Below are 26596 nucleotides of genomic sequence, written 5' to 3'. Positions count from 1 at the left end.
AAAGTACCCCCACGCCGCACCTTCGGCTTGCTGCTCCCCGGGGGGAGGCGCTGTTTGCCTAGAGGCGGCCCGACGGCAAAAAATTTCCAGCCACCAGCGTGCTAGCCGGCTGGCCAAATACAGATAGTACCGAAATTCCCGGCGCAGCCAAAGCTGCCAACGGGTATCGACGCCACGAAATTTCGATGCGGAGCCCATGTCCGCCGCCCGATCCCGCCTAGCGCCGAAGCCACAGCTGCGGATTGACCGGCACCCCTTTGTGACGGATCTCGAAATACAGCCCCGGCTCCACCTGGCCGCCAGTGGAGCCCACGGTAGCCACGGCCTGCCCGCCGCGCACGGCATCGCCGACCTCGTGCAGCAGGCTCTGGTTGTAGGCGTAGACGCTGAGGTATTGCTCCCCGTGATCGACGATGATCAGGTTGCCGAATCCTCCCAGCCATCCCGCAAAGACCACGACGCCGTCGGCGACGGCGCGCACCCGCGTGCCTTCCGCGGCGCGGATCACGACGCCGCGCCAGATCCCGCCTTCCGGACGCTGGGCGCCGAAGCGTCCCTGGGTTTCGCCGTTGACGGGATACGGCAGCCCTTGCCTCAGGCCGGAATATGTCCCCGGCCGCACTGCGGCGGGCGCCTGCTCCCTTTCCGCCTGCCGCTGGGCCGCCTCGGCCTCCCTGGCCCTCGCCCTGGCCTGTTCCACCTGCTGGCGCGCGCGCTCCGCCTCGGCGCGATCGCGTTCGCGCTGCGCCTGCAACTGCGCCTGGCGCGCCGCCTGCTCGGCCTTGCGCGCCGCTTCGCGCTCCTGCGCCAGCCTGCGGGCCTCCTGCTCGCGCCGCAACGCTTCCTGGCGGCGGCGCTCCTGCTCGCGCGCGATTTCCTGCTCCAGGCGGGAAACCAGCCCGCCCAGGCGGGATTCATCCTTGGCCAGCCGGTCGGCCTGTCGGCGCTGCTCCCGCAAATCGGCTTCGATGCGCCGCAATACGGTTTCGCGCTCGGCCTGCTGTTTCTGCAGATCCGCCTTGCGAGCTTCCATGTCTTTGCCCACCTGCGCGAGTTCTTTCTGTCTGGCTTGCGCGCGGGCATCCAGCCGCTTCAATTCCTCCAGGGTTTCCTGCACCTGGCGCACCATGCGCGCCTGCGCCTGCGACACGTAGCCCAGATAGCCCAGGTCGCGCCCGATGGATTGCGGATCGTCCCCGGACAGCAGCGCCGTCCAGGGGGACAGCCCGCTGGCGTACTGGGCGCGCAGTTGCTCGGCCAGCTCCTGCCTGCGCTGCGCCAGCGCGGCCGTCTGGCGTTCGGTATCCGCCTGGATGGCCTGCAGGTCGGCCTGCACGTCCTTTTCCTGCTGCTGCAGTTCCAACAGCTCGCGGTTGAGCGTGGAAATGGCGCTTTCGGAGGCCTTCAGCGCGCTGGCGGCATCGCGCCGCGCGGCATCGCCGGCCTCGAGATCTTTTTGCAGTATGGCGATCCGCTCGCGGAGTTCCGCCTGCTGCTTGCGCGCGGCCGCCCGGCGTTCCGCCAGGGTGCCCCCTTCCTGCGCGGCGACAGGCTGCCACGCAAGAAGGACCGCCACCATGGCGCCGGCCAGCAGGCGCATTGGCATCAAGCCTTCGCCTTGCCCTGCGCGGCCACGGCGGCCAGCGCCGCCTCGATTTCGGCCGGATCGCCCAGATAGTAATGGCGGATCGGCTTGAGAGACTCGTCCAGCTCGTACACCAGCGGCTGGCCCGTGGGGATGTTCAGATGCACGATATCATCGTCGGAAATACTGTCCAGGTGCTTGATCAGCGCACGCAGGCTGTTGCCGTGCGCCGCCACCAGCACTTTACGGCCCGAGCGGATGGCCGGCGCGATGGAGTCTTCCCAGAACGGCAGCACGCGCGCCACGGTATCCTTCAGGCACTCGGTGGCGGGCAATTGGTCCGCCGGCACCTTGGCATAGCGCTTGTCGAACCTGGGGTGGCGCTCGTCGTCCTCGGCGATGGGATCGGGAGCAATCGCATAGGCGCGGCGCCAGATCAGTACCTGCTCGTCGCCGAACTTGGCCGCCGTTTCCGCTTTGTTCAGGCCCTGCAATGCGCCATAATGGCGCTCGTTCAGGCGCCAGCTCAGGCCGACGGGCGTATGCATGGCATCCATGGCGTCCAGCGCGATCCACAAAGTGCGGATGGCGCGCTTGAGCACCGAGCAGAAAGCCAGGTCGAACTCATATCCATTGGCTTTCAGCAATTCGCCGGCTGCCTTGGCCTGGGCGCGGCCGGTTTCGGTAAGATCGACGTCCGTCCAGCCCGTGAAGCGGTTCTCAAGGTTCCACTGGCTTTCGCCATGACGCATCAGCACGAGTTTATACATAAGAAAAGCACCTAGAAGTTGAAATTTTTCCGTCCATTTTATAATCGTGTTCCAGCCAGTGCGCATTTCCTAGTCAGTTAGAATACGAAGCCCAAGCACATCAACATGGCGTCGGCCTTAATTTCAGGACAAACATCAGGATACACCGTGGATTTCCTACTCAGTCAAAACAACCTGCTCATCCTCACAGTCGCCGTCACTGCCGTCATCGCCCTGGCCCTTCCATCGATCCTGAAGGGCAAGACGAAGACCCTCAGCGTCAACCAGGCCGTCCAGCTCATCAACCAGCAAAACGGGCTGTTCGTCGACGTGCGCGCAGCCGACCTGTTCAAGGCCGCAAGCATAGCGCAATCGCGCAGCCTGCCAACCGCCGATATTGCAACCAGGCATAATTCCCTGCCCAAGGACCGGCCGCTCATCGTTGTGTGCGAGCGCGGGCGCAATTCCATCGCCGCCGCCAGCAAGCTGCGCAAGCTGGGCTTCGACAATGTTTTCTCGCTGGACGGCGGCATCCAGGCCTGGGCGCAGGCCGGCATGCCCCTGAGCCGCAAATCCTGACAAGGGCCGCGACATGACGAGCGTCATCATGTACAGCACCGGCTACTGTCCGTATTGCGTCCGCGCCGAAATGCTGCTGAAGCAGCGCGGCGTGACGCAAATCGAAAAGATCCGCATCGACCTCGACCCGGAGCAACGCCAGTCCATGATGGAACGCACGGGCCGTCGCACCGTTCCCCAGATCTTCATCGGCGAACGCCATGTCGGCGGCTACGACGAACTGACCGCGCTGGACCGCAGCGGCGAACTGCTGCCGCTGCTCCAGAGCTGAACGAAGACAAACGCATCATCAACCGGCAGCCGGGCTGCCGCCTTCACTCTCTTCCAGGAACACCATAATGTCCGAACAGAATCAGAACAGCCAGGGCGCACAGGCGCAAGACTCGCAGGCCCCCAGCTTCAGCCTGCAACGCACCTACGTCAAGGACCTGTCGCTGGAAATGCCCAATGCTCCCCAGATCTTCCTGGAACAGGAAGCCCCCGCCGTGGAAGTCTCCATCGCCGTCGGCGGTCAGCGCCTGGCCGATACCGTCTACGAAGCCACCGTCACCGCCACGATTACAACGCGCATCAATGACAAGGTGCTGTACCTGGTGGAGGCCACGCAGGCCGGCATCTTCGAAGCGGCCAACATCCCCGCGGAACAGCTCGACCCGCTGCTGGGCATCGTCTGCCCGACCATGCTCTACCCTTACCTGCGCGCCAACATGGCGGACGCCATCAACCGCACGTCCCTGCCCGCGCTGCACCTGACGGAAGTCAATTTCCAGAGCCTGTACGAGCAGCGCCTGGCCCAGGCCGCCGAACAGCAGACAGAACAGGACTCGGGCATTATCCTGCCCCCCGGCGCGACCCGCCAATAAGAAAGACGGCAGGCCGACCATGGGCACGGACACTTCATTCCCGCGCGTTGCCGTTCTCGGAGCCGGCAGTTGGGGAACGGCGCTCGCCGCGCTGGCCTGCGCCCAATCGGACACCCTGCTCTGGGCCCGGGATCCCGCGGTCGTTCAGGCCATCAACGACACCACCCGGCATCCCCGCCACCTGACGGACATCGACCTGCCTCCGTCCCTGCAAGCCACCTCCAGCCTGGACGACGCGCTGGCCCATGTCTGCGCGCCGTCGGATTGCCCGGGGCTCGTCATCCTGGGCGTACCGGTTTCGGGGCTGGACGATATCTGCCTGAAATTGCAGATCTATCTGCAAGACAGGCCGCGCGCCACGGACCTGGCCGTCGTCTGGACCTGCAAGGGCTTCCAGCCGGACACCGGCCAGTTGCCGCATGAAATCGCTTCCCGGCGCCTGGCGGGCCTGCGCGGCATCGGACTGGGCGTGCTGTCCGGCCCCTCGTTCGCCAACGAAGTCGCCCGGGGCTTTCCCGTCGCCCTGACGCTGGCATCTGACCAGGCCTGGGTCGCCGCCGCCGGCACCGCGGCCCTGCATGGCCCCAATGCCCGCATCTACAGCAGCACCGACATCATCGGCGTCGAAGTCGGCGGTGCCATGAAGAACATCATGGCCATCGCCTGCGGCATCAGCGACGGCCTCGGCCTGGGCGACAACGCCCGCGCCGCGCTGATCACGCGAGGCCTGGCCGAAATCCAGCGCCTGGGCCTCGCCCTTGGCGGCCAGCAGGAAACCTTCGCCGGCCTGACCGGCATGGGAGACCTAGTGCTGACCGCAACCGGGGCCTTGTCGCGCAACCGCCAGGTCGGGCTGGCCATCGCCCAGGGACAATCCCTGGAACAGGTCCTCGCAACCGGCATGACGGCCGAGGGCGTGCGCTGCGCCCGGGCCGCGCTGGCCCTGGGACGATCCAAGGGTGTCGAACTGCCAGTGACCGATGCCGTCTGCCAGGTACTGTTCCATGGCCTGGCCCCCTCCCAGGCAGTCAAGACATTGCTGTCCCGCGACTCCCGCCCGGAGTCCGGCGACAGCCGATAGCGCAGTCATCACTGTCCCGCCAACCGCGACAGGAACCGCGCAATCGCCACGACGCTGCTTCATATTCACAAGGTACTCACAAGAAAGGTCGAACCCATGAATACATCCTCCCTGCTCCGCATCCTGGCCGGCTCCATGCTGGCTCTGGCGGCCGGCACGGCCGCGGCGGCCTGGCCCGATCGCGCCATTCAACTGGTGGTCCCTTTCCCGGCGGGCTCGTCCCCGGATGTGCTGGCCCGCGCCCTGGCCGATCCGCTGTCCAAAGAGCTGGGACAGCCCGTGGTCGTCGACAACAAGCCCGGTGCGGGCGGCAACATCGGCACCCGCCATGTCGCCAAGGCCAAGCCGGACGGCTACACCATCCTGCTGACCATCAATGGCCCCATGGTGACGGCTCCCGCGCTGTACAAGACTTCGCTCGGCTATGAGCCGTCCACGGACCTCGCCCCCATTACCATGGTTGGCGTCAGCCCGAACGTGCTGGTCGTGCCCGCGACCTCCTCCGTCAACAATCTCCAGGAATTCATCGCCCAGGCCAAGGCCCGTCCGGGCGAACTGAACTACGGCTCGGTCGGCCCCGGCAGCTCCGCGCACCTGGCCATGGCCATGCTGGAATCCGCCGCAGACATTTCCCTGCTGCAGGTTCCGTACGCAGGCTTTCCCCAGGTCATCACCGCCATCATCGCCGGCGACATCCATGCCGGCTTCATGGTGCCAGGCATCGCCATGCCCCACGTCAGAGCCGGCAAGGTCCGCGCGCTGGGCATTACCAGTCTGGAGCCCAGCAGCCTGCTGCCCGGCATCGAACCGCTCGCCAAGCAGGGCTTCCCCAGCTTCGAAGCCATTTCCTGGGACGCCATCTTCGCACCAGCGGGCACGCCGGACGACATCATTCGCACCCTGAACGAAAAGCTGGTGAAGATCCTGGCGCAAGAAGACGTTCAGCAAAAGATGGCAACGCTTTACTTCACGCCCGCGCCTTCCACCCCGGAAGAACTCCGGGGAACCGTACGCGCCGAGCGCCAGCGGCTGGAAGCCCTGATCGAACGCCTGCAGCTCTCGCTGGATTAAGGCCTGTTCAAACTAGACTCCGCCCTCGAAGCCTGACTGCCGCCAGGCTTCGAACACCGTCACCGCAACGGCATTGGACAGATTCAGGCTGCGCTGTCCCTCCCTCATGGGCAGCCGCAGGCGTTGGGCCTCGGGGAACATCGCCATATGCGCATCGGAGAGCCCCGCGGTTTCCCTGCCGAACACGAATACGTCCCCCGGCCTGAAATCCACTGCGCCGATATGCCGCGATGCGCGGGTCGTCATGGCGAAACGGCGCGCAGGGTCGCCTTCCGTCTGCGCAAAGGCCTGCTCCAGCGTCTCATGCACCCGCACCCGGGCCCACTCGTGGTAGTCCAGCCCAGCTCGCCGTAAACGCGCATCGTCCAGCTCGAACCCCAGCGGCCTGACAAGGTGCAACTGCGCGCCTGTATTGGCGGCAAGCCGGATGGCATTGCCGGTATTGGGCGGGATTTCCGGAGAAACGAGAATGACGTGGAACATTGGCGGGCAGGGACAACCTGATGAAGAAAACAAGCCAAAATTTTACACAGATGCGGCAAGCCGCCCTTCGAGCCCGAACCAAAGCCATGGCAATGCAGACAATGGGCCGAAGACCGCGATCAAGCCAGCACTAGCAATACTTTTCATTTATTTACCGATAAATACATACCCCCTTTCGGCGCCCTCCTACAATCACAGAGCACATTTCCACAAGAGCGTACATGACGAATCACACCCACTCTACCGATCAGCACGCACCGCTTCCCGCCAGCGATGAAATCGATCTTCGGGAGCTGGCATTATCCTTGTGGGCATCGCGACTCCTGATTTGTGCCGTTACCCTGGCAGTCGCGCTCGCAGCCGCGGCCTACGCATTCCTGAGCCCCGCCATTTACCAAAGCAGCGTGCAGACACTGCCGCCGCCTGCCAGCGCCCTGGCAAACTACAACGCAGGCAGCCAGTTGCAGAAAGCCTCCCCCCTGCCTGCGCTCACGCCGCAGATCGCCTACCAGACTTTCATCCGCCACCTGTCTTCCGACAGCATACGCATGAAGTTCTTCGACGATGTCTACCTGCCAGCCAACACCAGTGACGCCAGCGAAGCGCAACGCGACGCTTTGTGGAGGCGCATGGCGAATGAAATCGTGGTTACGCCGCCAAAACAGGGCATGGATGTCGCATCCCTTACCGTGGAAGGCGAGAACCCCACGATCGTCGCCGATTGGGCCAATCAATACGTGCAGGAGGCCATCACCGCCGCCCGCGAAGAATTGATCGGCAACCTGACCAGCGCAGTCGATGTCGCCAAGCATGTCACGTCGGAGCAGATCAAAGCCCTGCGGACTGTTGCCGCGACCACTCGCAAAGCCCGGGAAGCCCGCCTGGACGATGCCTTGAAGATTGCTGAAAGCATCAAGCTGGAAGATCCTCCGCAAAGCGGCAATCTCATTACGTCCTACTCGAACGACAATACCTATCTGCGCGGCGCGCGCGCCATCCGCGCCGAGATCGAGCGCCTGCGTTCCCGCGACAGCGACGATCCTTATATAGAGGAGCTTCCCGACCTGCTCAAGCAGGAAGCCCTGCTGTCTTCCATCGATCTGAATCCCGAATCCCTGGCTGTCGCCGCGATCGACCGCAGCGCCCTTGTGCCGGAAGATCCCATCAAGCCCAAGAAGGCCTTGATACTGGCGCTGGGCATTGTGCTCGGCGGCATGCTGGGCGTCTTCACAGCGCTGGCCAGGGCCATGTTCCGGCGCCCGAAAGCTTCCGCCTGAGCACGCGCCCAAGCGCAAGCCCCGGACTTCAGGCGGGGGCGACTCACTCATTCCTGCGCTTGTTGCGACAACGCCCTCCCGCTTTGACGGCGGGAGGGCGTTGTTCGTTCCTCACGCGGCCCATGCTCCGGAGCCGCGCAGCGTCGCCCTTAGACCAGCACTCTCTCGATACCGCCCGAGTTGGCGGCCTTGACGTAGTCTTCCATCCAGGTCTCGCCCAGCAGATGGCGCGCCATTTCGACCACGATGTAGTCGGCCTGCAGGCCTGTATCGCCCTGGTAGCGGGTCAGTCCCTGCAGACAGGACGGACAGGAAGTCAGCATCTTGACCTCGCCATCGAAGCCGTCCGCCCGGATGGCTGCGGCATTCTTGCCCAGCTCTTCCTGCTTGCGGTAGCGGATCTGCGTGGAGATGTCGGGGCGCGACACCGCCAGCGTGCCGGATTCGCCGCAGCAGCGATCCGTCTTGATCGCCGTATCGCCCACCAGGGACTTGACGGTTTTCATGGGGTCCTGCAACTTCATCGGCGTATGGCAGGGATCGTGGTACATGTAGCGCACGCCCTGGACGCCGTCGAGCTTCACCCCTTTTTCCAGCAGGTACTCGTGGATGTCGATCAGCCGGCAACCGGGGAATATCTTGTCGAACTCATAGCCGGCCAACTGGTCGTAGCAGGTGCCGCAGCTGACCACCACCGTCTTGATGTCCAGGTAGTTCAGCGTGGTGGCCGTGCGGTGGAACAGGACGCGGTTGTCGGTGATGATCTTTTCGGCCTTGTCGCTCATGCCGTTGCCGCGCTGGGGATAGCCGCAGCACAAGTAGCCGGGCGGCAGCACAGTCTGCACGCCAACATGCCACAGCATGGCCTGCGTTGCCAGTCCCACCTGGGAGAACAGGCGCTCCGACCCGCAGCCGGGGAAATAGAACACGGCCTCGGTATCCGCCGCCGTATCCGCCGGGTTGCGGATGATGGGCACGTAGCTGGGATCTTCGATGTCCAGCAGCTTGCGGGCCGTCTGCTTGGGCAACCCGCCCGGCATCTTCTTGTTGACGAAGTGGACGACCTGCTCGCGGATGGGAGGCTTGCCCACGGAAGCGGGAGGCTTGGCCACCTGGCGCCTGGCGGGCACCGTCAGCATGTCGCTGACCGCGCGCTGCGCCTTGTAGCCTACGTCGACGATGGCCTTGCGCGCCGCCTTGATGATTCGCGGGTCCTTGGCGTTGAGGAACATCATGGACGCCGCCGTGCCGGGATTGAAGGACTTCTTGCCCATGCGGCGCAGCAGCGCGCGCATCTGCATGGACACGTCGCCGAAGTCGATATCCACCGGACAGGGGTTGAAGCACTTGTGGCAAAGCGTGCAGTGGTCGGCCACATCCTCGAACTCTTCCCAATGCTTGAGGCTGACGCCGCGGCGGGTCTGCTCTTCGTACAGGAAGGCCTCGACCAGCAGCGAGGTGGCCAGGATCTTGTTGCGCGGGGAATAAAGCAGGTTGGCGCGCGGCACATGCGTGGCGCAGACCGGCTTGCACTTGCCGCAGCGCAGGCAATCCTTGACCGCATTGGAGATCGAGCTGATCTCGCTGCGCTGCATGATCAGGGACTCGTAGCCCAGCAGGTTGAAGCTGGGCGTCCATGCCTGGCTCAGGTCGGCTCCCGGCATGAGCTTGCCCGCATTGAAGCGGCCGTGCGGATCGACGCGCTGCTTGTAGTCCTGGAACGGCTGCAGCTCCTCTTGCGTGAGGAACTCGTACTTGGTCAGCCCGATGCCGTGCTCCCCGGAGATGACGCCGTTCAGATCGCGCGCGATCTTCATGATGCGGGCCACGGTTTCGTTGGCCTCGCGCAGCATCTCGTAATTGTCGGAGTTGACCGGGATATTGGTATGGACGTTGCCGTCTCCCGCATGCATGTGCAGCGCGATGAACACCCGCCCCTTCAGGACCTCGTCATGGATGGCCTGGATCTGCGCCAGCACGGCCGCATACTCGGCGCCCGCGAAGCAGCGCTCCAGTTCCCCCCGGATCTCTGTCTTCCAGGAAATGCGGATGGTGTGGTCCTGCACGATTTCGCCAACGGTGATGCCCGGCTGGGCCTCGATCCGTTTTTCCAGCTCCGGCGCCAGATCGCCGAAGCCGATGCCGCGCAGTCCGTCCAGGCTGTCCGCCAGCGGCGCGTTCAGATGGTCCAGCAGCCAGGACCAGCGCTCGCGCACTTCGCGCAGCGTTGCCAGCGCATCGCCGACCAGCTCGGGCAGGGTGGCGTCGCGCGCTTCTTCGGCAATATCGTGGCCTTCGCGGTCGACCACCGGCAGGTCTCCCGACAGGAAATGCTCCAGCCGATCCAGCAGGCGCAGCTTGTTGCGTGTGGAAAGCTCGATGTTCAGCCGCTCGATCGCATCGGTGTATTCGCCCATGCGCTCCAGGGGAATCACCACGTCTTCGTTGATCTTGAAGGCATTGGTATGGCGGGCGATGGCGGCCGTGCGGGAGCGGTCCAGCCAGAAGCGCTTGCGCGCCTCGGGGCTAACCGCCACGAAGCCTTCGCCGTGCCGCGTATTGGCAATGCGCACGACCTCGCTGGCGACACGCGCCACGGCATCCGGGTCGTCTCCCACGATATCGCCGATCAGCACCATCTTGGGCAGCCCGCCGCGCTTGCTCTTCGTGGCATAGCCGACGGCGCGCAGATAGCGCTCGTCCAGGTGCTCGAGACCGGCCAGCAGCACGCCTTGCGCGCGACCTTCGCTGTCCAGGTAGCCCTTGACTTCGACGATGGACGGCACGGCGTTGCGCGCATGGCCGAAGAACTCCATACAGACCGTGCGCGTATGCGACGGCATGCGGTGCAGGATCCAGCGGGCCGAGGTGATCAGGCCATCGCAGCCTTCCTTCTGCACGCCCGGCAAGCCCGCCAGGAATTTGTCGGTGACGTCTTTGCCCAGACCCGCCTTGCGAAAGCGCGAGCCTTCGATGACCAGGGTTTCGGAACGCAGCAGGGTCTTGCCCGGCGCATCGGCGCCATCGAACCAGTCGAGCCGGAAGCGGGCTTCCGGCGCATCGTGGATCTTGCCCAGGTTATGGCCCAGGCGCGTGACCTCCAGCCAGTTGCCTTCAGGGTCGACCATGCGCCACCAGGCCAGGTTGTCCAGCGCCGTCCCCCACAGCACGGCCTTCTTGCCGCCCGCGTTCATGGACACGTTGCCCCCCACGCAGGAGGCGTCGATGGAGGTAGGATCCACCGCGAATACGAAACCGGCGGCCTCGGCGGCTTCGGCCACGCGCCGCGTAACCACGCCCGCGCCCGTCAGGATGGCCGGGACTTTTTCGGAAACTTCGGGCAGGTCGGTGAGCTCGGCCTTGCCGATGCCGTCGAGCTTTTCGGTATTGATGACCACGGAACGCGCCGACAACGGAATCGCCCCGCCGGTATAGCCTGTGCCGCCGCCGCGCGGGATGATGGTCATGTCCAGCGAGATACAGGCGCGCACCAGAGAGGCCATTTCCGCCTCGGTATCGGGCGTGAGCACCACGAACGGGTACTCCACGCGCCAGTCGGTGGCATCGGTCACGTGCGAAACGCGCGACAGGCCGTCGAACTTGATATTGTCTTTGGCCGTGATGCGGCTCAATGTGCGCATCACGCGCTTGCGCAGCGCCTGCGTCTGTTCGAAATCGGCCTGGAATGCGGCGACGGCGGCGCGCGCCAACTCCAGCAACTGCGCCACCATGGCGTCGCGCTGCGTATCGTCGTGATCGCGCCGCTTGTCGATTTCCGACAGGCGGTGGTTCAGCGCCTCGATCAGCAAGCGGCGGCGCTTGGGGTTCTCCAGCAGGTCATCCTGCAGGTAGGGGTTGCGCCTGACGACCCAGATATCGCCCAGCACTTCGAACAGCATGCGGGCGGAACGCCCGGTGCGCCGCTCCCCGCGCAGCTCCGACAGCAGCTCCCAGGCCCGCTCCCCAAGGATCCGGCAGACGATCTCCCGGTCGGAATATGACGTATAGTTGTAGGGAATTTCACGCAGGCGCGGTGCGGCATCCGGTGATACTGCGGCCGCTAGGTACTGGCTGGCAACTGGGGCGTTCATGGCGAATGGATGGAAGACGAACCCTTAAATGCGTAGTTTAAGGGATTTTCACGGCTGCCGTGAAAGGCTCCCTTTGGCCGTTTTCCGCCCGTGCCAGCCCCGCGCGCCATGTCCCGCATGCGGCAGCCCCTCCGATGTCCAGTAGAATAGGGGTTGCAGAGAGACCCGCGCATCGCGGTCGCCCCGCGGCCGGATGCGGCTACAACCGGCAGGAACATTGCTCCATGATCAAGATCGTCCTCATCACAGGCATTTCCGGCTCAGGAAAATCCGTGGCCTTGCGGCTGCTGGAAGACGCCGGCTATATCTGTGTCGACAATCTGCCCGTGCGCTTCCTCCACGATTTCATCAGCACTGCCCGCGAAGACAACCTGCAGCGCGTCGCCATCGCCATCGATGCCCGCTCTCCCGGCGACCTGGATGAATTGCCCGGCGTGATCACCAGCCTGCGCAGCCAGGGCACGACTTCGTTCAAGGTCATCTTCCTGGACGCCAACGATCACACCCTGCTGCAGCGCTATGCCGAATCACGCCGGCGCCACCCGTTGGCCGACCGCCTGCAGCAGGAAGGCCGTTCGCTTTCCCTGCAGGAATGCATCGACATCGAACGCGACATGCTGGCTCCATTGCGCGACCAGGAACACGTCATCGACACCTCCGGCCTCACACCCGGCCAGTTGCGCGCCTGGATGCGCGACCTGATCCAGGCCGATCGCGCTCCCGTGCTGCTGACATTCGAATCCTTCGCCTATAAGAGAGGCGTGCCCGGCGACGCCGACCTGGTCTTCGACGTGCGCTGCCTGCCCAACCCGCATTACGACCGCACGCTGCGCCCGCTCACGGGCCGCGATGAACCGGTTGCGGAATGGCTCTCGCAGTTCGGCAGCGTCGAAGCCATGATCGAAGACATCGGCAGCTTCATCCGCCGCTGGCTGCCGCTGTACGTGCAGGACACGCGCAGCTACCTGACGGTCGCCATAGGCTGCACCGGAGGCCAGCACCGTTCTGTCTACGTGACTGAACAGCTCGCCAAGCGCTTCGCCGATCATGCGCCACTGCTGGTGCGCCACCGCAACCAACCCCCGACGCCCCAGCCATGACGTCACGACACGACTTCCGCCGCCTCGCTTTCATTGCTTTCATCTTCCTGCTCTGCGCCGCCCTGCTTGCAGGCTGCTCCAGCGGCCCGCGCAAGGGGGGCTACTATCAGAACGACGGCCCCGGTAAGAACCCTCCTTCCGACCTGCACGCCATTCCCGATGCCGTACCCGTAATCGAGCCGTTCGCCCGGGCCAATCTGCGGCCCTACCGGGTGTTCGGCAGACAGTACGTTCCCGTCACGCAAAGCGTCTCTTTCCGCCAGGAAGGCACCGCCTCGTGGTACGGCCGCCAGTTCCATGGCAACAGGACGGCCAACGGGGAAACCTACGATATGTACGCCATGTCGGCGGCGCATCCGACATTGCCGCTGCCCAGCTATGCTCGCGTCACGCGCAAGGCCACCGGGAAATCGGTCATCGTGCGCATCAATGACCGCGGTCCCTTCCACAGCGGCCGCATCATCGATCTTTCCTATGCGGCCGCGTCCAAGCTGGGGCTGATCGGCCCGGGCAGCGGAACCGTCGTCGTGGAAGCCATCACTCACGAACAGATCCGCGCCGGCTTGTTCGGCGGCCCGACCCAGGTCGCGGCCGCCCAGGCCACCGCGACAGAAGCGGCAACGCCGATGCCCATTTCGCTGTCGGAGATAGCGACGCCGACGCAAGCACAACAGGCAGCCGCTCCGACCATGCAGCAGACCGCGGCGACCTCACCCCCAACTGGCGGCGCCAGCCGCATCTTCCTGCAATTCGGCGCGTTCGGCGCGCCGGAAAACGCCCATGGCCTGGCCAACCGGCTGACCCAGCAGATTTCCACCACCGAAAGCCAGACCGTGCTCGTGCAGCCCGCCGGCGCCGTCCATCGCGTATTGATGGGCCCCTACAACTCCCGAACGGAAGCCGTCAACGCGGCCAACCGCATCCAGCAGCAAACCGGCGTCCAGCCTGGGATTGCTCTGCTCTGAGCTGACGCATATATATCACCTCTAAGTCGCCTTCCTGACAGGTATGCGGCAATATTCCCAATGGGAGGTTGGTCATGGAACGCAAGCAATGTTCCATGAAGCTTCTCTTGCGTCTATTTATAGCTTAACCTATAATCAACCTATATCGAAGCGGGAAGCTCATGTTCGCGATCAACTGGTCCAGCAAGGCAAAAAAGCAGCTCCGCAAGATCGACCACCAGGAACAAGGAACGATCATCGATGCTATAGACGAGCTGGAGAACTTCCCGAACGCCAAGAATGTGATTGCGCTCACCAAACATGAATATGGATACCGCATGCGTGTCGGTAATTATCGTGTTCTGTTCGATGCCGACGCTGCGGTCAGAATCATCGAAATCCAGCAAGTCAGAAAACGCGATGAGCAAACCTATTAAGCAAGCAAGGGCCGCCAACCATGGACATCAACCACACCATCCTTGAAGCGAACGGCGAGCCGGCCTTTGTTGTGCTGCCTTACGATGAGTACGTGAAGCTCCTTGGGAAGGCACAGCCTTCCGGACGCATCCCTGCTGACGGCACTACGCCGCATGAAGTCATGCGCCTGTCCGTGAATAACGGCTGGAGCATGATTCGTTCTTGGCGCGAACACTTGGGGCTGACGCAAGCTGAAATGGCGCGGCGCCTGGAGATTCGCCAGCCCAGTTATGCCGCAATGGAAGCTCCCGACGCAAAACCCAAGAAAGCAACTAGAGAGCGCATCGCAGCAGCGATGGGGATCTCGATGGAACAGCTGGAATTCTGATTAATCCATTACTTCCCGTCCCGCCGCTTGCGTTCCAGCGCCAGGGCATACAGCACGTCCCGCGCAATCCCCGTAGCCTTGGCCGCCACCCTGGCGGCGTCGCGCACGGACAGGGATTCGAGCAACGCATCCAGCAATGCCAGCGTGGACGGCTCGACGGCATCGCCGCCATCCTGAGCCTTGCGTGGCGCCTCGTGCACGATCAGCACGAACTCGCCCTGCCCATGCTGGCTGTCGGACGCCAGCCACTCCGACGCCTGCGCGACCGGCAGCGTGACGACCTGCTCGAACCGCTTGGTCAGCTCCCTGGCGATCGTCACTTCGCGCTGCGGCTCGCATAGCTGCGCCAGATCCTGCAGTACGGCAGGCAAGCGATGCGGGGACTCGAAGAACACCACGGGTGCGGGCACCGCCAGCCACTGCCGCAGCCACTGCTGCCGCGCCGACGCCTTGGACGGGGAAAATCCGGCGAAGACAAAGGCCGGGTTCTCGTCCGATGTCGCCCCGCTGGCCATCAATGCCGCAATGACGGCGCTGGGTCCCGGAATGGGGATCACCGGATACCCCGCCTGACGCACTTCGCGCACCACCCGCGCCCCTGGATCGCTGACAGCAGGCGCGCCGGCGTCGGAAATCAGGCCGACCCGCTCTCCGCGCGCCAGCCTTTCAATGATGCCCTGAGCAGCGCTGGCCTCGTTATGGCGGTGGGCCGCCAGCAAGGGCGTCGTCACCCCCCATGCGTCCAGCAAGGTGCGACTGGCGCGGGTGTCCTCCGCCGCGATCACATCGCACTGCATCAGCGCATGCCAGGCCCGCACGCTCAGATCCCCCAGGTTGCCGATCGGCGTGGCCACCACGTACAGCGCCCCCTGCGGCCAGTGCTGCTCCTTCACGCGTCCCGCGAGACGTTTCCACGTCGGTTCATCGAAAAATCCGGAAATCTCACGCATACTGGAGCATCGCCACAAAAAGAGGGGGTTTGGATGAGCACGCGCCGCAGCGCGGGACCCGCCCGCCAGGAAACCATCCGCCAGCCCGACCCGGCCGCGCCGCCGCTGCCATACCTTCTGGCGCAAGAGGCGCAGCGCAAGGCCCTGAAGCCGCGCAAGCCGCGTCCGGCACGAAAGCCCGCCGCCGATCCCCGGCTGTCGCCGACACAGGAACGCGGGCTCGAGGCCGAAGCTCAAGCCAGGCTGTATCTGCAGGCCAGAGGCGTCATTGTATTCGCCGCCAATCTGCGGGGTAAAACCGGCGAAATCGACCTGGTCTGCCGCGACGGCGGCACCCTGGTCTTCGTGGAAGTCCGCCAGCGCCGTTCCCGGGCTTGCGGCGGCGCGGCGGCCAGCGTGACCCGCGCCAAGCAGGTACGCATCATCCGCACCGCCCAATGCCTGCTGCCGGGCATCGTTCGTCAATACCTCGGCGGCCAGCCGCTGCCGTGCCGCTTCGACGTCATCGCCCTGGAGTCCGACGGCATCCAGTGGCTGAAACAGGCGTTTTCACTCTAATACCACAAGGCACGCATTCCTCCGCGAACGTGAGATAATCACGCACATGGACATGACAGCACGCATCTCTTCGCATTTCGACGACGCCATCGACGCCATGAAGGCCAGCTCCGGCGAGTTGGCCGGCCCCATGAGCATTGCGGTCGACATGCTGTTCGGGGCCATTGCCAACAACGGCCGCATTCTGGCCTGCGGCAACGGCGGATCCGCCGCCGACGCGCAGCACTTCATCGCCGAGCTCGTCGGCCGCTTCGAACGCGACCGCCTGCCGCTGGCGGGCATTGCGCTGAATACCGACACCTCCATCCTGACCGCCGTCGGCAACGACTACGGCTACGACAGCATCTTCGAACGCCAGATCAACGCCCTGGGACAGCCAGGCGACGTGCTGGTAGCCATTTCCACCAGCGGGAACTCCGCCAATATTCTCCGGTCTATCGAAGCAGCGCACGACCGCGAGATGTCCGTCATCGCCCTGACCGGCAAAGGCGGCGGCAAGATCACGGAACTGCTGCACGAAACCGATATCCACCTGTGCGTCCCCCACGACCGCACCATGCGCATCCAGGAAGTCCACATCCTGGTCCTGCATGCCCTGTGCGATGGCATCGACGCACTGCTACTCGGAGATTCCCTGTGACCTCATCCGTTCATCCCTACCGCCGCCGGATCCTGGCTTCGTCCCTGGCCATCGGCGGCGCCGTCCTGCTGCCCGGATGCGCACCCCTGGTCGTCGGCGGCGCGGCAGCCACCACCGCAGTCGTCGCCACCGACCGGCGCACAACCGGCGAACAGGTCGAAGACCAGGCCATCGAACTGAAGATCGGCAGCGAAATGCGCAGGCTCATCCCCGACAATGCCCGCATCAATGCCACCTCATATGCCGGCGTGGTCCTGCTGACCGGCGACCTGCCCTCCGAAGCCCACAGGCAAACAGCGGAGCAGGCGGCTTCCAAGGTCGAAAAGGTCAAGAAGGTCTACAACCGCCTGCGCGTCGGCGACGTCACGCCCGTCAGCGTACGCAGCAACGATACATGGCTCACCTCCAAGGTCCGCACGGCGCTCGTCAATACCAAGGAAGTCCCCAGCCGCACCATCGTCGTCACGACTGAGCGCGGAGTCGTCTACCTCATGGGCCGCGTCACGCAGGCCGAAGCGCAGCGCGCCGGCAAGGTCGCCGCGGGCATCAAGGGGGTAAACCAGGTCGCCACGCTGTTCGAGATCGTGACCGCCGAATACATCGCCTCGCTGTCCAAGGAAAACACCAGCGCCCCCGCATCGGCCTCCTCGCAGACCACTGCCGATCCGGCCGCCAATAACGCCGCCCCGGGTTCCGAGAGCGTAGAAATCATCCCTGTCCAATGAAAGCCAAATACATCGCCGGCGCTGTTCTCGCCGCCGCACTGATCGGCGTCGGAGTCTGGCAGATCTCCGAATCCGCTCCCTCCGCGCCCGAAGTTCCCTTCACCACGCTCACAGGCGAAAAATTCAATACCAGCGACCTCAAAGGCAAGGTCGTGCTGGTCAAGTTCTGGGCAACCAACTGCGTCACCTGCATCCAGCAGATGCCGGATACCATCAAGTACCAGCAGACCTACGGAGACCGGGGTTTCGAGGTCATCGGCGTCGCCATGCAGTACGATCCGCCGAACTACGTGAAGAATTTCACGGAAACCCGCAGCCTGCCCTTCAAGGTAGTCATCGATGTCAACGGCGAGATCGCCAAGGCGTTCGACAATGTCCGCCTGACGCCGACGGCATTCCTGGTCGACAAGCAGGGCAACATCATCCGCCGCTATGTCGGCAACTACGACAAGACGGCGTTCGTCGCCACCCTGGAAAAAGCGCTGGCCGGTTAAGGCCTGTCAACACCCGGCCGCGCCGCAGCTCACCCTTTCATACCCGCCATGACAACGACATCAGACAAAGACTACTCCGCGACCATCAAGGCAGACGTACTCTCCGAAGCCCTGCCCTATATCCGGCGCTTCCACGGCAAGACCGTCGTCATCAAGTACGGCGGCAACGCCATGACCGAAGAAGCGCTGCAGCGCAGCTTTGCGCACGACGTGGTACTGCTCAAGCTGGTCGGCCTGAATCCCGTGGTGGTGCATGGCGGCGGCCCGCAGATCAACGCCGCCCTGAAGCGCGTGGGCAAGGAAGGCGTGTTCATCCAGGGCATGCGCGTCACCGATGCCGAAACCATGGAAGTGGTCGAATGGGTGCTGGGCGGCCAGGTCCAGCAGGATATCGTCATGATGATCAACGAAGCCGGAGGCAAGGCTGTCGGGCTGACCGGCAAGGACGGTTGCCTGATCCAGACGCGCAAGAAGCTGGTCGAAGATGAGCAGAATCCCGGCCAGTGGCTGGACATCGGCTACGTGGGCGACATCGAGCGCGTCGAGCCTGCCGTCGTCAAGGCGCTGCAGGATGACCAGTTCATTCCCGTGATCTCCTCCATCGGCTACGGCGAAGACGGCATGGCCTATAACATCAACGCCGACCTGGTGGCCGGCAAGATGGCCGAAGTGCTGGGCGCCGAAAAGCTCATCATGATGACCAACACCCCAGGCGTGCTCGACAAGAGCGGTCAGTTGCTGCAACAGTTGTCAGCCCAGACCATCGACGAACTCTTCGCCGATGGCACCATTTCCGGCGGCATGCTGCCCAAGATATCCTCGGCGCTGGATGCCGCGCGCAACGGCGTGAACTCCGTGCACATCGTCGACGGTCGGGTGCCGCACTGCCTGCTGCTGGAAATCCTGACCAACCGCGGCGTAGGCACCATGATCAGCTCGCACTGAAGTGCAGAACGCCCGCACCCGCGTCCCTCAGGCTGCCGCCCACGTCGTGCGCGACAGCCTCTCGTCTCCCGGCCGGATGTATCGCCTGCCCATACTGCGCCACCCCAGCGCCAGGCCGGCGGCCGGAAACGATCCCGCGTGGCTGTTCGACCTGGACAACACGCTGCACGACACCTCGCACGCCATATTCAAGCGCATCGACACCAGCATGGCGCTGGCCGTGCAGCGGATGCTGGACGTGGACGAGGACACGGCGCATGCATTGCGCCAGAAATACTGGCGGCGCTACGGCGCCACCATGATAGGTCTGGTTCGGCATCACGGCGTGGATCCCCGCAAGTTCCTGGCGCTCAGCCACGACTTCGACATCGCCCCCCTGGTGAGGTCGGAATCCGCCATGGCGCACAAGCTGCAGCAGTTGCGCGGCCGGAAGATCCTGCTGACCAATGCTCCGCTGGACTATGCCTGCGCCGTACTGGATCACATGAACTGCCTGCATCTGTTCGACAGCCTGTGGGGCATAGAGGAAATGCGGCTGTTCGGCCAGTTCCGCCCCAAGCCTTCGCGCAGCATGCTGCGGCATATCCTGGTGCGGGAAGGGCTGAAGGCCGACCGGACGATCCTGGTGGAAGACACGCTGGAAAACCTGACGGCCGCGCGCGCCGTCGGCCTGCGCACTGCCTATATCTATCATCCCGGCACGCCGTTTTCGCGCAGGAACAATGGCCGTCCCGCATTCGTGGACGTACGCGTGCGCAAATTCGGTCAGCTGTTGCGGGAGCAGCAGCGCCTGCGCTGATCGCAGCGCCCCTGTTTTCCCACCGTTTGCCGCGGAGAAGGCCGGACTACAAGGGCATGATATTGCCCAGCAATCCTTCCCTGAGTTTTTTCAGCTGGCGCGACAGGCCTGCCAGCTTTCCCGTCGGACGCTGCGTGGCGCACATCGCAGCCTGAGGGATATGCCGAGCCCGTTCGCGCAACGCATTGCCTTGGCCCGTCAAGGAAATGATGACCTGCCTTTCGTCCGAAGGATCCCGCTGCCTGGAGACCAGTTGCAAGGCCTCCAGGCGCTTGAGCAGCGGTGTCAGCGTGGCGGAATCCAGGTAGAGCCGCTGGCCTATGCTGGAAACCGTCTGCCCGTCCTGCTCCCACAGCACAAGCATCACCAGATACTGGGGATAGGTCAGTCCCAGGTCCTTCAGCAAGCCACGGTACACCCTGTTCATGGCCAGGCTGGCGGAATACAGGGCGAAACAAAGCTGATTGTCCAGCCTCAGGCTGTCATCGTCCGGCTTCGACGTGTTCTTGACGGCAGGATCCATGCTTCGCATCATTAAAAGAAGTCAACCCAGCAGGCACTTTAGCATGCCGGCGGAATCCTGAAGCCATGAAGGAAAGTGGCGAAGACAACGTCCAGTCTCGTATCGACGCCTTGCCGCACCGTCTATCGCACCGTGATCTGGCCGACCATGCCGGCTTCGGAGTGCCCAGGCAGCAGACAGGCAAAATCAACGACTCCCATCTCTCCGAACTGCCAGATGAGTTCACCCTTTTCTCCGGCCTCGAGGCTGATGGCGTTGGGTTCATCGTGCGGCATGCCGGGATCCTGGCGCATTTGTTCTGCGTGCGCCAGCAAATCCGCCATTTTCCCCAAGACCAGTTCATGCTCGATCACGCCTTCGTTGTGCACGATGAAGCGTACCGTTTCTCCCTGGGCCACCTGTATGCTGGCGGGCGTGAAGCGCATGACGTCCTGCATACCTATTTCGATGGTGCGCGTCACCTTGGCGGCATCGCCGGGCTGCCCGGCGGCATGCGCCTCGGGCAAGGCGCCGGCTCCATGCGCATGATGCGCGTGATCCGCATGCGCCCACGGCATGCCGGGCACGCCCAGCGCAATCGCGCCGGCCGATGCCAGCGCCAGAAAACCAGAATTCAATTTCATAAAAGCATCCTCTATTCATTGCCTCAGCGGCTTTCGGTCGGGCTGCATGATTGATTTTATGGATTTTATGCGGCCGGAAATGGATAGAGGAGAAATTGCGCCGAGAGTTTCATCGCGCATGCGGGATGGATGAGATAGATCAAATGGCGGGGTATCCCGCACGCCATGGCGCCTGCGGCGCCGTATGCACACAGCCGCGCTTGACCCCGTCGTGAACGGCGAGGCTTGCGCTTGAGAGCGTGGTCAAGGTCTACGACGCCAGCGTCAGCGTGCTGCTGCCTGTCGTGACCGCGCCCTCGTCATCCACCCATTTCAGCTGCAGCTCGCCCGACTTGCGAGCCGTAAAGGTGAATTCGATGTACGGATTCTGGCCGATGGCGGTCTCGGGGTTCCAGGTGAACAGCAGATCGCCATCCAGCCTGACCTCGAATTCGTTGACGATGTTGCGCGCGATAAGATTGCCGTCCTGGTCTTTGCGAAAGCCGCTTTCCATGCGATGCAGGATCAGGGCGCGCATGCGCACGATTTCGCCAGCCTTGGGGTTGGCGTTGCTGAGCCAGATGCGCGGAGGTTTGTTGCTCATGATCGAACCTTTGAATCCTGATTACATGCCGCAGCCGCCGGCGGTGACGGCCACGTCCCGGCGTGCCGTCAGTACGCGTCCGTCGTTCATGCGCGCCAGCACCCGGATGGACTGGGTGCCGATCAGCCGCAGGCGCACCGCCACTTCCGTCGTACCGGCCAGCGGCGTGAACTTGAAACGGCAGGCCAGCGGCTTGGGGTTGCCTTCGGCCAGAATGATCAGTTCTTCGCAATACGCTTCGGGCGTGACCGGGGCTTCGAGAACGGCCTTGACTGGCACCGCCGCCGGATTGTCGGCCAGCACCGGCATTTCGAGCAGAAGCCCCTGGCCCAGGGGCTTGGCCCCCTGCAGAAAATCATCGATGACCGCCTGGACTTCCGCTTTTGTCGCTGGTTCGAGCAACTGCTGCAGCGCTTGCGCCCGCAGCGTGGCCGGCAACAGGGACGAACCCAGCCCGACGGCCGCCCCTGCGGTCAGCAGTTGGCGGCGCCGGTCAAAGCGCCGTCCTGTGGTGGAGGCATCAAAGAAAGTCATTGAAACGGCTCTCTATCCATGCAAAGTCTTCTTTCACCAGGTCGGCGGTGCGGACATCCATGTCGATCTGGGTCTGCAGCACCTTGCCGTTGGCGTCCAGCTCGTATTCGAACACCACCGAGATCTCTTCTTGCGGATCCCCGTTGACCATCATGTAGCACAGATTGTCCGGCAGTACGGGCACGACATCCTTGCCTGCGACACGCTCGGCGATATTCTGCGCGACGATCTTGGCGACGGCATGCGCGACGTGGGCGCTCTTCGGGTAATGGCCGAACTGGTCCGAAATGAAGCCCATGGAGTCGCCCACCACATACACATCCTCGTCCGCCCTGGCCGTGAACAGCCGCGGATGAATATCGGCCCAGCCCGTGGGCTTGCCGTCCGCGCCCGTGCCGATCAGGTCGGCGTACCAGACCATGTCGGCGGCCTGGTGCGGCGGCATCAGCACGGCATCGTCGAAATCGAAATCGCCAGCAGCCGTCTTGATGCGCTTGTTGAAGGGATCGACTTCGGTCACCTTGGCATTGGGCACGTGCGTGATGATGTCTGGATACAGCTCCTCGAATGCAGCCTTGTAGCCTTCGCCGATCGGCGCGATCTTGGGCTTGGGGTCGAGGATGATGATCTTGCCGGGGATCTTGTTGGTCTTGATGTGCCAGGCCATCAGACAGGCGCGTTCGTACGGCGACGGCGGACAGCGATGCGGCGGCGGCGGCAGGGTCATCACGATCGTGCCGCCCTTGAACGACTTGAGCTTGTTCTTGAGCGCGAACATTTCGGCATTGGGAATATACGCGTTCGGAAAGTGCTGGCGCGTGTACTCCGCCGCCCGGACATCATTGCCGAACCACGCCTCATAGGCATTGCGTATGCCGCCCGACAGAATCAGATAGTCGTAATCGATGGCGCCATGCGTCGTGCGCACGGTTTTCTTGTCGCGCTCGATCGCCGTGACTTCGGTATTGATAAGCGTGTAGCCGTATTTGTTGGCCGGACTGAGCATGTCGTGATTGAGAAAATCGGTATCGACGATATCGATCAACCACTTGTTGCTCATGGGGCCGGACCAAAACGTAGGATTGCGTTCCAGCAGAACGACCTCGGCATCGGGGATGAGCTTGCGCAGGTAGCGCGCCGAGGTCATGCCTCCCCAGCCGCCTCCGCATATGACGATCCGGGGCCCTTTGCCGCTGCGGGCCAGCAGCTGCGTCTTGCTATGGATCGCGATCGACGCCGAGAGGCTGGTTGAAGGGAGGGCCAGGGAGCCCAGTGCCAAAGAGGGAGGCACCAACAGGAAGTGTCGTCGATCCATTTCGTCCTCGCAATCAAGACTTGACATACGGCCCGGGGTTGTCTGCCCCGGGATTTGGCCGCAAGTATAGCCGAGAAGCGAGAAAAGGATCGGATTATGCTTTCATATCGGCATCTAATCGAACACGTCGTACAGGATATCCGCCACCAACGCCGTCGCAAGAGATATCAAGATCAGATCGCTGCCCGCAATCCGCCACTCATAGCCGGGATACCGCGGCAAGCGACCGAGCAGGGACGCAGGCGCCATTTTCTTGGCGATTCCTGGAGGCAATGGCTTGCCGCGCGCCAAATTCCTGCGTATTCCCGGCGGCAAGGCAGAGTATCCTCCAAGGCCCAGATCGATCGCATATCTGCGCGCCAATACTGCCGTAATGCCCGCATACAAAAGATCTGCATGGACATCGCCATCCCTCCGCCTGCCGCGCTCGGACTTGTTATTGCCTCCGGCATTTCCTTTTCCTGAATTGCCCTTGCTCCCATTGCCATTTCCTCTGCCTTCCGGCGGCGCCGCCAGAGAGCCAAAAGCCCAAGCGCTGCCGGCAAGCATCGACGCAATCAAAATCGCACGCCTTTTCATCATCCCACCCATATCCTGCAGTGACTCGCGGAGCATACTCCCGCCTAAAAGAAAATCATCGTCAATTGCGTATCATTTGCTACTAAATATGGCCAACCGACGAACCCGGCAAGCCATGGCAACAATTTGCCCTTCCGGTAGAGCTCACTCCACCGTCACACTCTTGGCCAGATTCCGCGGCTTGTCCACGTCGGTGCCGCGCACGCAGGCCGTATGGTAGGCCAGCAGTTGCAGCGGGATCGTGTGCAGCAGCGGCGACAGGCGGCCGTAGTGCTCCGGCATGCGGATGACATGGATGCCGTCGCCGCCGGAAATGCGTGTGTCGGCGTCCGCGAATACATACAACTCGCCTCCTCGCGCATGCACTTCCTGCATGTTGGATTTGAGCTTTTCCAGCAACTCGTCGTTGGGCGCGATGGTCACGACCGGCATGTGCTCCGTCACCAGCGCCAGCGGCCCGTGCTTCAGTTCTCCCGCGGGATAGGCCTCGGCGTGGATGTAGCTGATCTCCTTGAGCTTCAGCGCGCCTTCCAGGGCGATCGGATAATGCAGGCCGCGCCCCAGGAACAGCGCGTTTTCCTTGGTGGCGAAGCGGTCCGCCCAGGCCATGATCTGCGGCTCCAGCGCCAATACGGCGGAGATGGCCGACGGCAGGTGGCGCAGGGCTTTCAGGTGCTTGGCCTCCTGTTCGGGCGTCAGGCGTCCGCGCACATCGGCCAGAGCGAGAGACAGCAGGAACAGGCCGGCCAGCTGCGTGGTGAATGCCTTGGTCGAGGCTACGCCGATCTCGGCGCCAGCGCGCGTGATATAGGCCAAGCGGCATTCACGCACCATGTCGCTGGTCGCCACGTTGCAGATCGTGAGCGTGTTCTCCATGCCCAGCTTGCGGGCGTGCTTCAGCGCCGCCAGCGTATCGGCGGTTTCGCCCGACTGCGAGATGGTTACGACCAGGGAACGCGGATCGGGCACGCTGTCGCGATAGCGATATTCGCTGGCGATTTCTACGTTGACCGGGATGCCCGCGATGGACTCGATCCAGTAGCGCGCCGTCAGGCCCGCGTAATAGCTGGTGCCGCAGGCCAGGATCAGGATGCGGTCGATCGATTTGAAGATGCCGAAGGCCTCGTCGCCGAACAGTTCCGGCGTGATGCTCTCGATATCCTGCAGCGTATCGCTGACCGCGCGCGGCTGCTCGAAGATTTCCTTCTGCATGTAATGGCGGTAGGGGCCGAGTTCGGCGGCCGCCGTATGCGCCTGCACGGTATGCACTTTGCGCTCCATCGCACGGCCTTCGCCGTCCGTGATCCAGACGCGCGACTGCTGCAGGTCGACGATATCGCCGTCTTCCAGATAGATGATCTGGTCCGTCGTGCCGGCCAGCGCCAGGGCGTCGGACGCCAGGAAGTTCTCGCCTTCGCCGCAGCCCACCACCAGCGGCGAACCCAGGCGAGCGCCCACGACGCGATGCGGCTCGTCATGCGCGAACACGGCAATGGCGAACGCCCCCGTCAGGCGCTGGGTCGCCTGGCGCACCGCCTCGAACAGGTCGCCGGCGTACAGGTGATCGACCAGATGAGCGATGACTTCCGTATCCGTCTGGCTCTCGAAGACATAGCCCGCGTCCTGCAGTTCCTTGCGCAGTTCGTCATGGTTCTCGATGATGCCGTTGTGCACCAGCGCAATGCGCGCCGATCCGCGTGTCTGCCCGGAGAAATGCGGATGCGCGTTGTGCGTGGCAGGCGCGCCATGCGTGGCCCAGCGGGTGTGCGCAATGCCGGTGAACCCAGCGATGCCGTCTTTTTCCACCTGCGCCTCCAGTTCGGCCACTCGTTCGGTGCTGCGCGCACGGCGCAACTGGCCGTTGTCGTGCACGGCAACACCGCACGAGTCGTAGCCGCGATATTCCAGGCGCTTCAGTCCTTCCAGCAGGACGGGCACAATATTTCTCTGGGCGACGGCGCCAACGATTCCGCACATAGGTCAATCCTCGTCTGATAGGTGTAGATGCAGTTCAGGCGCCCATTCTCATGCCTAGACTATAAAATAGGATTTCTTTTTTTATACTTATATGAAATAAAAATTCACCACCAACTGATTTTTTATATAAATTTCATATTAGATATATAAATGAATTATTATTTCCTGACAGACAGGAAACAGTGTCTCTCATCGCTGTAACAGACAGCAAGATCCACGGAATCGGCATGAATGACTCATCCATCGCACTGGACGACCTGGACCTGCGCATTCTGGACCAGTTGCAACAGGACAGCTCGCTGACCAACGAAGCGCTGGCCGAACGCGTCCACGCTTCAGCGCCTACAAGCCTGCGCCGCGTGCGCCGCCTGACCGAAGCCGGCATCATTCAGCGCCAGGTGGCGCTGCTCGACGCCGCCCAGCTCGGACGCGGCCTGACCGCCGTGATCGAAATCACGCTGGACCGGCAGGACGCGGAGCGCATGCAGGCGTTCGAGCAGCACATCACGCAGGAAAGCGCCATCCAGCAGTGCTATCGCGTATCGCCCGGCCCGGATTTCATACTGATCGCGCAGGTCATGGACATGCCCGCCTATCACGCGCTGGCGCACCGCGCCTTCACCACGCAGGCCAATGTGCGCAATGTGCGCGCCTTTTTCTCCATCCATTGCGCAAAGTTCGAGACGCGGCTGCCGCTGCCTTCCCGGCAGGCCTGAAAGCCCG

Annotated in this window: 29 protein-coding genes; 17 read left to right on the top strand and 12 right to left on the bottom strand. The window is 63.3% G+C overall.

All coding sequences use genetic code 11. The features are described from left to right. Nucleotides 1–217 precede the first annotated feature (217 nt). Both EV686_RS01400 and gpmA read right to left on the bottom strand, forming a co-directional pair. Nucleotides 218–1600: a murein hydrolase activator EnvC family protein gene (locus EV686_RS01400; protein ID WP_132473610.1), complete on the bottom strand. Its 1383-nt coding sequence runs from the start codon at nucleotides 1598–1600 to the stop codon at nucleotides 218–220. A 5-nt stretch (nucleotides 1601–1605) separates the two neighbouring features. Beyond that, entirely contained in the window at nucleotides 1606–2355 is a 750-nt protein-coding gene (gpmA, locus tag EV686_RS01395; protein WP_132472716.1) for a 2,3-diphosphoglycerate-dependent phosphoglycerate mutase, read from the bottom strand. A gap of 147 nt (nucleotides 2356–2502) precedes the next feature. Here gpmA and EV686_RS01390 point away from each other — a divergent pair, with 147 nt between their 5' ends. The 5 genes from EV686_RS01390 to EV686_RS01370 all read left to right on the top strand — a co-directional run bounded on the left by EV686_RS01390 (nucleotide 2503) and on the right by EV686_RS01370 (nucleotide 5928). Further along, a complete protein-coding gene (locus tag EV686_RS01390; protein WP_132472714.1) occupies nucleotides 2503–2913 on the top strand; it encodes a rhodanese-like domain-containing protein in 411 nt (136 codons plus the stop codon). 13 nt (nucleotides 2914–2926) lie between these two features. After that, nucleotides 2927–3184, top strand: a complete 258-nt coding sequence (gene grxC / locus EV686_RS01385) for a glutaredoxin 3 (RefSeq protein WP_132472712.1) — start codon at nucleotides 2927–2929, stop codon at nucleotides 3182–3184. A 67-nt stretch (nucleotides 3185–3251) separates the two neighbouring features. After that, on the top strand, nucleotides 3252–3776 hold the full coding sequence (secB, locus tag EV686_RS01380; RefSeq protein ID WP_132472710.1) for a protein-export chaperone SecB: 525 nt from the start codon (nucleotides 3252–3254) through the stop codon (nucleotides 3774–3776). A gap of 19 nt (nucleotides 3777–3795) precedes the next feature. Then, on the top strand, nucleotides 3796–4857 hold the full coding sequence (locus EV686_RS01375; RefSeq protein WP_132472708.1) for an NAD(P)H-dependent glycerol-3-phosphate dehydrogenase: 1062 nt from the start codon (nucleotides 3796–3798) through the stop codon (nucleotides 4855–4857). A gap of 96 nt (nucleotides 4858–4953) precedes the next feature. Further along, nucleotides 4954–5928, top strand: coding sequence for a Bug family tripartite tricarboxylate transporter substrate binding protein (locus EV686_RS01370; RefSeq protein ID WP_132472706.1), 975 nt, complete (start codon nucleotides 4954–4956; stop codon nucleotides 5926–5928). Between the two features lie 12 nt (nucleotides 5929–5940). On the opposite strand, the gene EV686_RS01365 is transcribed toward EV686_RS01370, so the two are convergent. Then, entirely contained in the window at nucleotides 5941–6411 is a 471-nt protein-coding gene (locus tag EV686_RS01365; protein WP_132472704.1) for a tRNA (cytidine(34)-2'-O)-methyltransferase, read from the bottom strand. A gap of 221 nt (nucleotides 6412–6632) precedes the next feature. Between EV686_RS01365 and EV686_RS01360 the strand changes: the two genes are divergently transcribed. Continuing rightward, nucleotides 6633–7688 (top strand): LPS O-antigen chain length determinant protein WzzB, encoded by a 1056-nt coding sequence (locus EV686_RS01360; protein WP_132472702.1) that lies wholly within the window; start codon nucleotides 6633–6635, stop codon nucleotides 7686–7688. A 149-nt stretch (nucleotides 7689–7837) separates the two neighbouring features. Here the strand turns inward: EV686_RS01360 and EV686_RS01355 are convergent, their stop codons facing one another. After that, nucleotides 7838–11779: a DUF3683 domain-containing protein gene (locus tag EV686_RS01355; RefSeq protein ID WP_132472700.1), complete on the bottom strand. Its 3942-nt coding sequence runs from the start codon at nucleotides 11777–11779 to the stop codon at nucleotides 7838–7840. A 224-nt stretch (nucleotides 11780–12003) separates the two neighbouring features. On the opposite strand from EV686_RS01355, the gene rapZ reads away from it, so the two are divergent. The 4 genes from rapZ (at nucleotide 12004) to EV686_RS01335 (ending at nucleotide 14628) form a co-directional block, all read left to right on the top strand. Further along, the gene (gene rapZ / locus EV686_RS01350) at nucleotides 12004–12879 is read left to right on the top strand and encodes an RNase adapter RapZ (protein ID WP_132472698.1); all 876 of its coding nucleotides are present in this window, start codon (nucleotides 12004–12006) and stop codon (nucleotides 12877–12879) included. Then, nucleotides 12876–13844 carry a septal ring lytic transglycosylase RlpA family protein gene (locus EV686_RS01345; RefSeq protein WP_132472696.1) on the top strand — a complete coding sequence of 323 codons (969 nt, stop codon included), beginning with the start codon at nucleotides 12876–12878 and terminating at the stop codon, nucleotides 13842–13844. Before rapZ ends, EV686_RS01345 begins: the two co-directional genes overlap by 4 nt. Nucleotides 13845–14005: 161 nt before the next feature. Next, a complete protein-coding gene (locus EV686_RS01340; RefSeq protein WP_132472694.1) occupies nucleotides 14006–14260 on the top strand; it encodes a type II toxin-antitoxin system RelE family toxin in 255 nt (84 codons plus the stop codon). A 20-nt stretch (nucleotides 14261–14280) separates the two neighbouring features. Further along, entirely contained in the window at nucleotides 14281–14628 is a 348-nt protein-coding gene (locus tag EV686_RS01335; RefSeq protein ID WP_132472692.1) for a helix-turn-helix domain-containing protein, read from the top strand. 8 nt (nucleotides 14629–14636) lie between these two features. Here EV686_RS01335 and rsmI read toward each other — a convergent pair whose 3' ends face one another. Further along, nucleotides 14637–15578 (bottom strand): 16S rRNA (cytidine(1402)-2'-O)-methyltransferase, encoded by a 942-nt coding sequence (rsmI, locus tag EV686_RS01330; protein ID WP_132472690.1) that lies wholly within the window; start codon nucleotides 15576–15578, stop codon nucleotides 14637–14639. 33 nt (nucleotides 15579–15611) lie between these two features. On the opposite strand from rsmI, the gene EV686_RS01325 reads away from it, so the two are divergent. The 6 genes from EV686_RS01325 to EV686_RS01300 all read left to right on the top strand — a co-directional run bounded on the left by EV686_RS01325 (nucleotide 15612) and on the right by EV686_RS01300 (nucleotide 19739). Then, nucleotides 15612–16136, top strand: coding sequence for a YraN family protein (locus EV686_RS01325; RefSeq protein ID WP_132472688.1), 525 nt, complete (start codon nucleotides 15612–15614; stop codon nucleotides 16134–16136). A gap of 46 nt (nucleotides 16137–16182) precedes the next feature. Next, nucleotides 16183–16776: a phosphoheptose isomerase gene (locus EV686_RS01320; protein WP_165972457.1), complete on the top strand. Its 594-nt coding sequence runs from the start codon at nucleotides 16183–16185 to the stop codon at nucleotides 16774–16776. After that, a complete protein-coding gene (locus tag EV686_RS01315) occupies nucleotides 16773–17501 on the top strand; it encodes a BON domain-containing protein (protein WP_132472684.1) in 729 nt (242 codons plus the stop codon). The genes EV686_RS01320 and EV686_RS01315 overlap by 4 nt, the downstream gene beginning before the upstream one ends. Next, nucleotides 17498–17995: a peroxiredoxin family protein gene (locus tag EV686_RS01310; RefSeq protein ID WP_132472682.1), complete on the top strand. Its 498-nt coding sequence runs from the start codon at nucleotides 17498–17500 to the stop codon at nucleotides 17993–17995. Before EV686_RS01315 ends, EV686_RS01310 begins: the two co-directional genes overlap by 4 nt. A 48-nt stretch (nucleotides 17996–18043) precedes the next feature. Next, a complete protein-coding gene (argB, locus tag EV686_RS01305) occupies nucleotides 18044–18940 on the top strand; it encodes an acetylglutamate kinase (protein ID WP_132472680.1) in 897 nt (298 codons plus the stop codon). Between the two features lie 76 nt (nucleotides 18941–19016). Further along, complete coding sequence (locus tag EV686_RS01300; RefSeq protein WP_132473608.1) at nucleotides 19017–19739, top strand: pyrimidine 5'-nucleotidase; 723 nt, start codon at nucleotides 19017–19019, stop codon at nucleotides 19737–19739. Nucleotides 19740–19785: 46 nt separating this feature from the next. On the opposite strand, the gene EV686_RS01295 is transcribed toward EV686_RS01300, so the two are convergent. The 7 genes from EV686_RS01295 to glmS all read right to left on the bottom strand — a co-directional run bounded on the left by EV686_RS01295 (nucleotide 19786) and on the right by glmS (nucleotide 25873). Further along, nucleotides 19786–20262, bottom strand: coding sequence for a MarR family winged helix-turn-helix transcriptional regulator (locus EV686_RS01295; RefSeq protein ID WP_132472678.1), 477 nt, complete (start codon nucleotides 20260–20262; stop codon nucleotides 19786–19788). Nucleotides 20263–20384: 122 nt separating this feature from the next. Then, nucleotides 20385–20885, bottom strand: coding sequence for a cupredoxin domain-containing protein (locus EV686_RS01290; protein ID WP_132472676.1), 501 nt, complete (start codon nucleotides 20883–20885; stop codon nucleotides 20385–20387). Nucleotides 20886–21135: 250 nt separating this feature from the next. Continuing rightward, on the bottom strand, nucleotides 21136–21468 hold the full coding sequence (soxZ, locus tag EV686_RS01285) for a thiosulfate oxidation carrier complex protein SoxZ (RefSeq protein WP_132472674.1): 333 nt from the start codon (nucleotides 21466–21468) through the stop codon (nucleotides 21136–21138). A gap of 21 nt (nucleotides 21469–21489) precedes the next feature. Next, nucleotides 21490–22002 carry a thiosulfate oxidation carrier protein SoxY gene (locus EV686_RS01280; protein ID WP_132472672.1) on the bottom strand — a complete coding sequence of 171 codons (513 nt, stop codon included), beginning with the start codon at nucleotides 22000–22002 and terminating at the stop codon, nucleotides 21490–21492. Beyond that, the gene (locus EV686_RS01275; protein WP_132472670.1) at nucleotides 21989–23317 is read right to left on the bottom strand and encodes an FAD-dependent oxidoreductase; all 1329 of its coding nucleotides are present in this window, start codon (nucleotides 23315–23317) and stop codon (nucleotides 21989–21991) included. Before EV686_RS01275 ends, EV686_RS01280 begins: the two co-directional genes overlap by 14 nt. Nucleotides 23318–23431: 114 nt before the next feature. Next, the gene (locus EV686_RS01270) at nucleotides 23432–23899 is read right to left on the bottom strand and encodes an anti-virulence regulator CigR family protein (protein WP_132472668.1); all 468 of its coding nucleotides are present in this window, start codon (nucleotides 23897–23899) and stop codon (nucleotides 23432–23434) included. 141 nt (nucleotides 23900–24040) lie between these two features. Then, nucleotides 24041–25873 (bottom strand): glutamine--fructose-6-phosphate transaminase (isomerizing), encoded by a 1833-nt coding sequence (gene glmS, locus EV686_RS01265; RefSeq protein WP_132472666.1) that lies wholly within the window; start codon nucleotides 25871–25873, stop codon nucleotides 24041–24043. Between the two features lie 227 nt (nucleotides 25874–26100). Here glmS and EV686_RS01260 point away from each other — a divergent pair, with 227 nt between their 5' ends. Further along, the gene (locus tag EV686_RS01260) at nucleotides 26101–26589 is read left to right on the top strand and encodes an Lrp/AsnC family transcriptional regulator (protein WP_132472665.1); all 489 of its coding nucleotides are present in this window, start codon (nucleotides 26101–26103) and stop codon (nucleotides 26587–26589) included. The last annotated feature ends 7 nt before the right edge of the window (nucleotides 26590–26596 follow it).

Origin of the sequence: Paracandidimonas soli (assembly GCF_004342005.1) — a bacterium.
GTDB classification, from domain to species: Bacteria; Pseudomonadota; Gammaproteobacteria; order Burkholderiales; family Burkholderiaceae_B; genus Paracandidimonas; species Paracandidimonas soli.
The sequence above is the reverse complement of the archived record's forward strand: the minus strand, read 5'-3'. Positions and strand labels throughout refer to the sequence as shown.